The 7,638-nt window shown below is 40.6% G+C and carries 12 protein-coding genes; 11 read left to right on the forward strand and 1 reads right to left on the reverse strand.

From position 1 onward, the window contains the following. The first annotated feature begins 142 nt into the window (after window positions 1–142). Window positions 143–412: a hypothetical protein gene (locus tag AC0J20_RS22910; RefSeq protein WP_473023533.1), complete on the forward strand. Its 270-nt coding sequence runs from the start codon at window positions 143–145 to the stop codon at window positions 410–412. Window positions 413–697: 285 nt separating this feature from the next. Here AC0J20_RS22910 and AC0J20_RS22915 read toward each other — a convergent pair whose 3' ends face one another. Then, window positions 698–853, reverse strand: a complete 156-nt coding sequence (locus AC0J20_RS22915) for a hypothetical protein (RefSeq protein ID WP_473023534.1) — start codon at window positions 851–853, stop codon at window positions 698–700. A 90-nt stretch (window positions 854–943) separates the two neighbouring features. Here AC0J20_RS22915 and AC0J20_RS22920 point away from each other — a divergent pair, with 90 nt between their 5' ends. The 10 genes from AC0J20_RS22920 to AC0J20_RS22965 all read left to right on the forward strand — a co-directional run bounded on the left by AC0J20_RS22920 (window position 944) and on the right by AC0J20_RS22965 (window position 7,415). After that, window positions 944–1,363, forward strand: coding sequence for a hypothetical protein (locus tag AC0J20_RS22920; protein ID WP_473023535.1), 420 nt, complete (start codon window positions 944–946; stop codon window positions 1,361–1,363). A 277-nt stretch (window positions 1,364–1,640) separates the two neighbouring features. Continuing rightward, a complete protein-coding gene (locus tag AC0J20_RS22925; protein ID WP_473023536.1) occupies window positions 1,641–2,525 on the forward strand; it encodes a DUF4942 domain-containing protein in 885 nt (294 codons plus the stop codon). A 248-nt stretch (window positions 2,526–2,773) separates the two neighbouring features. Further along, the gene (locus AC0J20_RS22930; RefSeq protein WP_473023537.1) at window positions 2,774–3,340 is read left to right on the forward strand and encodes a hypothetical protein; all 567 of its coding nucleotides are present in this window, start codon (window positions 2,774–2,776) and stop codon (window positions 3,338–3,340) included. Window positions 3,341–3,522: 182 nt separating this feature from the next. Beyond that, entirely contained in the window at window positions 3,523–3,735 is a 213-nt protein-coding gene (locus tag AC0J20_RS22935; RefSeq protein WP_473023538.1) for a hypothetical protein, read from the forward strand. Between the two features lie 15 nt (window positions 3,736–3,750). After that, complete coding sequence (locus AC0J20_RS22940; RefSeq protein ID WP_473023539.1) at window positions 3,751–4,314, forward strand: hypothetical protein; 564 nt, start codon at window positions 3,751–3,753, stop codon at window positions 4,312–4,314. 378 nt (window positions 4,315–4,692) lie between these two features. Continuing rightward, complete coding sequence (locus tag AC0J20_RS22945; RefSeq protein WP_473023540.1) at window positions 4,693–4,989, forward strand: hypothetical protein; 297 nt, start codon at window positions 4,693–4,695, stop codon at window positions 4,987–4,989. A 17-nt stretch (window positions 4,990–5,006) separates the two neighbouring features. Further along, window positions 5,007–6,257 (forward strand): DNA cytosine methyltransferase, encoded by a 1,251-nt coding sequence (locus AC0J20_RS22950; RefSeq protein ID WP_473023541.1) that lies wholly within the window; start codon window positions 5,007–5,009, stop codon window positions 6,255–6,257. A 186-nt stretch (window positions 6,258–6,443) separates the two neighbouring features. After that, window positions 6,444–6,629 (forward strand): hypothetical protein, encoded by a 186-nt coding sequence (locus tag AC0J20_RS22955; RefSeq protein ID WP_473023542.1) that lies wholly within the window; start codon window positions 6,444–6,446, stop codon window positions 6,627–6,629. A 14-nt stretch (window positions 6,630–6,643) separates the two neighbouring features. Next, window positions 6,644–7,132, forward strand: a complete 489-nt coding sequence (locus AC0J20_RS22960) for a hypothetical protein (protein WP_473023543.1) — start codon at window positions 6,644–6,646, stop codon at window positions 7,130–7,132. Window positions 7,133–7,142: 10 nt separating this feature from the next. Next, entirely contained in the window at window positions 7,143–7,415 is a 273-nt protein-coding gene (locus AC0J20_RS22965) for a hypothetical protein (protein WP_473023544.1), read from the forward strand. Window positions 7,416–7,638: the final 223 nt, after the last annotated feature.

The following is a 7,638-nucleotide window of genomic DNA, read 5'->3' on the forward strand; positions in this document are numbered from 1 at the left end:
TTTCACTCAAACCTGTCATCCACCCCCTGTCTAACAATACGAAAAACTGAGGCGACAACTATCCTGACACAGGGGGGACTTAATAGCTCAACTAAAAACAATCAGGCCATTTGCGTCTCAGGTCAATAACAATGCTCATAACATGCCTGAAGAAAAATCACAGCCCGCTATGTTGTCTTTAGATGAGTTGATCCTGGCACTTGAGATAAATGCTGGTGTTGATTCAGAGAGTATTGACATTAATTCCCTGGAATATCAGGCGGCTCAAAAGTTGAAGGAAACGGCCAAAATGACTGATCGGATAGGTGAGTTAGAACACATGGCCACTCATGCCAAAATATTGGCTGAAAGAGCGTCATCGTTCGGCAGTGAACGGTCCGACATTGCGGCAAGAATCGGCGAAACTCTCTGAGCTAGAAGGTATGGACCGTATTTCAAAAAAGTTATCAAAACTTGATAAACCAGAATGGCTTTCGGTTTTGGCTGTTAAGGTATCGACTATTTGTAGCGACTTGCGAACCTAACCCCGCCGACTTGATTATATCCCGTTCCGCAGGCTCACATTAACTGAGAATAAGCCGGATACCTGGCTCAAATTTATCAGTAATGGACTCAGATTAACCAGGAACGGGCTTGCAAACATAATCAGTTGGCTCACTTTAGCTAGGAATGAGACCACAATAACTGACACTATAATCTAGTGGGATTTAGGGACGGATATTCGCCCATCCTGTATTCCCTGAGCCATGTTTTCCAGTAACTTCGCAAATCGGTACAGGCCATTCAGTTGATTGCATAAAAAGTTCAGTTCTTCCTTGCTGCAACTATCCATGAGGCGTTTGAATGTATCCATATACTCATAAGAGTTTTGCAACAACTGTATATTGCCTGCTTCTGAATCAGGAAATTTATTAACTATTAATACGTAGATAAGAGAGAACTAATGGACAACATAGGTGGCCCTGCTCAATTCACGTATCAAGAAGCTATTGCTAAAGGGGCAGTGGAAAAAGGGATCCATCCTTTATGCGACATTCTTTTTGCCTATGGGGCTGCGCCTCTGTCCTCATGTGAGGGACATCCCGTTAATAAAAAACTGTTTAACTTAAGTCCATTTAAAAGAGATTCTGTCAGACCATTCGTTTTATTTTCTCGTTCAGAAGATAAGGCCAGGCTAGTCAACTCGGCAATCACTGAACAGGTTGGTACCTGGTATGTTCACGGGTATTTCCCCCCAATGACAGATGTTCTGGTATGGATTATTGAGCCAATGCATAACGATTATAAACTAGGGAAAGTAGATCGACATCGAATCGATAATGACATTAACGCTTTAGTAAATGCAATTTCGAAAAACATCTGACTGATAGTCATTGATTGCGACAACCTGCCCACTTCATAATGAAGTGGCAATTAGAAGACCTAAAAACATGCGAGAGAATTTCCATCCATTAGCACTCTGAGAAAGCCACCAGCAATACCAAGATGTTAAGTCCCTTCCCCTCTGTTGATTTTCAATTGGAAAAAACATCATTCACAAGCCATCTGTTCAACAGAATGATGTAATTAATATATTGACACACCAGAAGTAATTATTATAATTACACCTCAATTGAAGAAATAACAGTAAGGATCTACAGATGAATGAACTTACGCAAACGCGATTAATTGAACAACTGGTGAGCAAACGTCAATTACTCATCGATGTAATGTTTAAGCAATTTCAGCTGACACACCAGGCCCATTCTATTTGTGACGAAATGGATAAACTCATACCTGCTCATAGGGCTGTTACGTATGACTACCTGGATATTATTTTCATTCAGCTTAGACATGTCCTGGGTGAAAATTCGGTTAGAATGCAGCCCAGAGACGTTAGCATGTTGACTAAATCTCCTGAAGATTTACGCAGCATGTTTAAAAAAATTTTGGATTCAAACTTGTGGTCGATACTGTTCAATCGACTAAACATATATTCGCTCATGTGCAAGACTTCTAAGGAAGCTTTCAGGGCACAACTTGATGCTAATCCATTGGAATTTACTGTAGACAACGTTAACTCTACGCTATCAGATCTAATAGATCGCCAGGATGAAATATTGATTGATAGTCTCATGCAAAGTGTGCTCAATGGCGATCAATCATACGCAAATAACGATAAATTTAGGTTTAAGAAGAAAACGGTTTTCACGGACACCTGCTCTTGCCGGGCTGGATACGTTAAGGTTGACGCCCATAGCTATCTTCGTGACACATTGAATATTCTCTCACGTATTACCTTCGGCAAACGTACGAAGGTAATAGAGCAAAAACTAGAATCCCCATACCTTTGGAAGTTAGTGGAAGACCATCACAGCGCAACTGATGTTGATTCATTTTTCAGTGAACCAATTCACTTTAGCGGAGGAGCAATAAAATTTTTCAAAAAAGGGACGGCGCATTTAAATTTAGAAGCTGAACTGGTCACATTATTGAATGATAAGTTAAGTAAATCAAAATCACTTTTCAGCAGAACTAAATGCTGAAAACTAAAAAAACATAAGACATTATTCATGCTGTTCTGCAATACAGGTGGATTATACCTGGAAAAGGGCCGTTCTACAGAGTGGCTCTGTAATGAAATACATGAAACTGTGGCTGATGACCAGAGACTACGAAACTCAGACAAACGTCAAAAACTAACCAGAGACTGCAACGCATTGGTACACTGTTTTGAAGATACCTTGATCATGGGTTATTAATTTACAGAGCAGCGCCAACTTAGGATTCTAGCATGTGTGAACTATCAGATATTAATCAACTACAATTAGTCCCCCCACCACTACCTAATCAAATTTTGACTCCAGAAGAAATGCCGGTACCGGTTGTATGCAACCCCATCAATAGCGAATGGAAAGCTCGTTTAACGGATAAATGGTGGGCAAGCAATTTTGAAGGTTCCCTTAATGAGTCTGAATTAAAGGCTGTAGCGGCTAACAGGGAGCTTATAAAGATGATATTGGCGTTTGGTGGTGAGGAGGTTTGCATGCCAATATTTGAGGAAGATTACCAACGGATAAAGGACAGAGGCATATTCTTATACGGAAACAAGGCTGAGTTTGTAAAAGGAAATCCCAGTCAATGTCATGCGAATAGCGCAGAAATATGGTATGAAAACCAGGAAAGATTCGGGCTTATGACTGGGTACGCACTTTCCAGTGATGGCATGTGGAGACAACACTCCTGGTGCGTAATTATTGACAATGGCATTGTTCTAGAATCGACTGAACCACGTGTCGGATATTTCGGCTTCCTGATGACGAATGAAGAAGCCGAAACGTTTTACTGGAACAATAACTGATGAGGCGCTCAAACACATAAGCATAGACGCCTCTGAATATCTCCCTAAAAATAGAGGCTTTGTTCTTTCCTAAATCTTTATTAACCCTGCTACACCTTATTAAATGTAATTATATTGTTTACATCAAAACTGTAACTGATATAATTACGTTCAGTGATGTCGTTCAAGAGAAATAATACAATATGAATAAATATATAAAGTCTGGTGAAACCAAGCTGGAGGCAGCTAAAAGATTGTGGGATAAACTTGGGGATATTCCGCTGAAAGAAGATAGCGATAATATTGATGAGCCATTTTTAAACTTTGAACCGGGGGATAATCGATTCGATATATGGTTGTGGTTTGAGGAAACATTTGACGTTTCGGTAGCTAAAGACCTTATGTGTATCGCTTGAATTCAGAGAACAAAAATGCCACCAGGTTCAAGCTTATCAATCCCATGTGATTCACTTAAAAAACCGGAAATCATTGAGTACACTCCGCGACAAGAGGATTTATTGCAGATGACCATTTTATTTACTTCCGAAAACAGAGGCGTTGTATCAGGTGCTTCAAGCACTAATTATCATTGTCGGGCGATATTTATGTTTCGCAACAATGAAAAGGCATTCGTAGCTAACAGGAACATTGCTGTCCCCATGAGTCCATGGCCAAGTGATGATAATACAAGTGATATTCAGGCCTACACTGATCAGTTAGTTTCTAATCATGGCCAGTTTCTTTGTTTACATGGGAGATGTTTAAGCCCTTTTGATTTTCTTGGCTGGATGGAAGAACATCACTATCTGTTTGGACGTGATTGTCGCAAACTCAGGGTCAGAAAAAGCTGCGATGGTTTTGTGGATGTCAAAGGTAATTTATTACAAGTGTCATCTTCATTTCACTATCGTTTTTTCGATACAGAGGTGTTTGAAAAGTGGTTGAAACGGGTTGATGAAATCGATCCTGAAAGCTGTACAGAAAGAGCAGCTTAGTGTTACTTCTTGCCAGTTCAAAGCGGAATGCTGCACTGGCACCCTTTAACGTACAGGGATGCTTGCCGTGGGGGTAGAATATCAAGAATACCCGCCATTTTTATAAGAATTTTAATTTTACCCGGGAGCAACATCATTTAGTGCAATATTCCGGTCAGTTCCGTCCAAACGATCCGTTGGGTCAACTTAACTTGCAAATCGCGCCTGCCCTCCCTTCTTGCAGCCTTAACTAAGCTAGATACCTCAGCAAGCTATTTGATTGTCACATCATTACTCGGTAGCTTTGATTAAGCTGATGTAATTATATTATTGACACTGGTGATGAAATTAATATAATTACATCGTCTGTATTGAATTAGTTTATTGAAAGGCATTGGAATGTTATCTGAAAACAGGGTCAAAGAGTTAGCTATTACATGGTACTTCTTAGCTAAGAATGCTCAGCATGAAAGTGCTGAGAAAGCCGCTCCAATATTTGCTAAAGCTCATGCTTTTATTCATGTCCTGGATTTACCGAGCGATATTAGCTGCGGAAAGAAAAGTGAAGATGGCTTAAAGCGCTATGTTGAAAACTTACATAACGCCTGGCTTGAAGAATATTCAAAAAACGTCGAACTCGTGATCAATGAATGGCTCCATTTGAATATAAAGCCAGACTTTGAAAACCATATTTAATCAAGGAGCACAACTACATGACAGTGCAATCATCACGAACTCACCTTAATGCACTTGATCTACATACAGGTATTGGAGGGTTTCATGTCGCAGCCCAACGGAACGGTAAGATAAAAACCATCATGTGCAGCGAAGTAGATCCGTTCAACAATAAGCTTATTGATTCAAAACTGGACCTTGAAAATGCTGGTGACATTTGTTCTATGGCTCTTAGTGAGCAGTTCCATCCAGATACGGCACGTATAGCTACAGAAGATATTGTGCCTTGTGAAGAGTCAGGCTTATCTAGCGTCACCCTTGAGGATTTTATGGAGGGGGTTTTACCTTTTCCTGATATCGCGACATCCGGCTTTCCCTGTCAAAATGTCACACCAGCGAACTTGCTTGATGATTCCGGCATTGATGGAGAACAGTCAGGACTGATTAGAGAAAACCTTCGCATCATAGAAGATTTAGAGATCCCCTATATTGTGTTGGAAAATTCAGAAAGGCTTAACCGAAAAGGGCTTAGTTATATACTGGCTGAATTTGACCGAATGGGATACATCGTTGAATGGGAAACAATCTCTGCAGCTTCGTTTGGTTTCCCACACTATCGTCACAGATTATACGTAGTCGCTTACCGCAAGCATACAAAAGTGGCAACAACGAAAACAAGGGTATTTGATACTGTACGCTGGGCAGCTCAATACTTTAACGAGATGCCATTTCGATTCCCTTTATTGTCAGAGTCACCTGATTGGGTAAAGGCCAATGCAGTAGCAGAACAACCACGTTCCATCAAATTGAGAACTAAGCGTATTAACGGCCTCGGGAATGCGGTTGTCCCTGAAATTCCTTTTCATATTTTTAATGGTATAACGCTAGCTGAATTTGGGGAAGAACGTATTGATGGCCATGCAAATTTTCATCATGTCGCGCCAAAAAGCCTATCTGTAAAAGGTAACCAAATACTTGATGGTAATGGTCATGCGACGACCGTCATGCCAACACGCGGATACATGAAAGATGGTGCTATCTACTCCGATGGTCAGCGCTGCACCTTGTTAAATCCAACCAAAACAGCCTACTCAGGATTGTACTCGACGCTCATTCGCAAGGATGGCAATAACAACTTTACAACCAAATCCAGATTGAATCGCCCCGGCAAACTTGGTGGCCTTGTCGGCGAAATAATGTCCCTTGGAGTTAACCAGGGAGGGCTTCATCCTGAATTTTGTGAGCAGTTTATGGGGTATGAAAAGGGCTATACCGATTTGGCTACTTAGCTGATCAGCCTGAACTCATAACTCAACAGTCATATACCTACACCCTAAATGTAATTACGTTGTTGATACGAGTAAATCTTTGCACTTTGAAAATTTTAACAGTTTTGAGTGTGACAAGACTTAGCAAGATATTTTTGCTAAGCATTCAACAGAAAACGATGCAACCCAATAAGAGGAAATATTCCTATGTTATCAGTAGAGAATAAACTAGAAAAAGATTTGTCGCGGGCAGAAAGCAACATCAGACAACTGTGTGAAATTGTTAATTCTTATGACCTCAGCAGTGGAGGTAACGGCAGAAAGGTAAGGGTTGAAGACTTCCTGGAGCCAATTGAGCATCTGAAAAAGATTACAACTCCGAAGCAAAACTAAACAGGTGAAACAAAATGATGGTAATTACTGCACAAAATGGCGATAAGTTGAGGGAATTCGCGAGTCAGGCTGAAGGTGATAAAAATATCGCTATCTTCCCTGAATCGGGGCTATCTGCACAGGAACAAGCAGCCTTCCTGAAAAAGAATGCAGATCGATTCACCTCAGTTATTACTTTTTCACCTTACATTATTAGTGATGCTGCAAAGGTGAAGGTTATTGATGACCATGAGCATGAAATTGACATTCGCCATGGATCTTCAGTCAATGACATTAACTTGAAGTTATGGCGGATTGAAACCATAGGCGATATTGCGTTAGATAGATTTCAGGATCTTGAAATCAAGCTGGATAAAGCAAATTCAGAAAGGGAAGTTCAAAACGTCATTAACACTACCTTTAAACAACTGGGTGACAGTATTGAACGTAGTTTTTTTCTCCAAAAAGCCGCAAGTAAAAAAATCACTTTAAATCCTTATAGGGTAAATCAACATGGCGACTAAGAGATCATATGTGATTGGTGTTCAAAAGGTGGTACGAAGAATCAGTGTTTACTCCAAAACGAATCATGGCGACCTTCAGGAGCCAGAGGTAACTTATACGCCAGATATAGAGGCGTTTGGCAAACATGCTAACAGGTTATCATTATTGAGGCGCTTTTTGGCATTCGCTGAACCTGAAATGGCAAGCACCATTGCTGACACCTGCCCTGACCACATTAAGCGAGTGGCCGCTCCTTATTTTCGAGGAAAAAATTCAATATATAAAGTATTGCGCATTGATTGATGATGGCAGCTCTTCCTCGATTAGCAATAAGTAGCGTGATGATTGTTCCATGGTGCAATAATTACAATTCTGCAAAACAGTGAACCGAATAGTTCCAAACATCGTTGCCGTTTAGCATTATGTGACCATTTCAGGCTACTCGTGAACCCGGCGTTTTTCAAGGTAGTTGTCGCCTAAGCCGTTAAGCTGCTTCTTTTTTGCTCTCCGGATTAAGTTCCACAAC

It is taken from the genome of Planctobacterium sp. R6 (assembly GCF_055755215.1).

What these genes read in the sequence shown, in the direction of transcription:
- AC0J20_RS22925 (WP_473023536.1), top strand. Translation starts at nt 1,641, where the DNA reads ATGAATGAACTTACGCAAACGCGATTAATTGAACAACTGGTGAGCAAA.
- AC0J20_RS22920 (WP_473023535.1), top strand. Translation starts at nt 944, where the DNA reads ATGGACAACATAGGTGGCCCTGCTCAATTCACGTATCAAGAAGCTATT.
- AC0J20_RS22940 (WP_473023539.1), top strand. Translation starts at nt 3,751, where the DNA reads ATGCCACCAGGTTCAAGCTTATCAATCCCATGTGATTCACTTAAAAAA.
- AC0J20_RS22950 (WP_473023541.1), top strand. Translation starts at nt 5,007, where the DNA reads ATGACAGTGCAATCATCACGAACTCACCTTAATGCACTTGATCTACAT.
- AC0J20_RS22935 (WP_473023538.1), top strand. Translation starts at nt 3,523, where the DNA reads ATGAATAAATATATAAAGTCTGGTGAAACCAAGCTGGAGGCAGCTAAA.
- AC0J20_RS22915 (WP_473023534.1), bottom strand. Translation starts at nt 853, where the DNA reads ATGGATACATTCAAACGCCTCATGGATAGTTGCAGCAAGGAAGAACTG.
- AC0J20_RS22910 (WP_473023533.1), top strand. Translation starts at nt 143, where the DNA reads ATGCCTGAAGAAAAATCACAGCCCGCTATGTTGTCTTTAGATGAGTTG.
- AC0J20_RS22960 (WP_473023543.1), top strand. Translation starts at nt 6,644, where the DNA reads ATGATGGTAATTACTGCACAAAATGGCGATAAGTTGAGGGAATTCGCG.
- AC0J20_RS22955 (WP_473023542.1), top strand. Translation starts at nt 6,444, where the DNA reads ATGTTATCAGTAGAGAATAAACTAGAAAAAGATTTGTCGCGGGCAGAA.
- AC0J20_RS22945 (WP_473023540.1), top strand. Translation starts at nt 4,693, where the DNA reads ATGTTATCTGAAAACAGGGTCAAAGAGTTAGCTATTACATGGTACTTC.
- AC0J20_RS22930 (WP_473023537.1), top strand. Translation starts at nt 2,774, where the DNA reads ATGTGTGAACTATCAGATATTAATCAACTACAATTAGTCCCCCCACCA.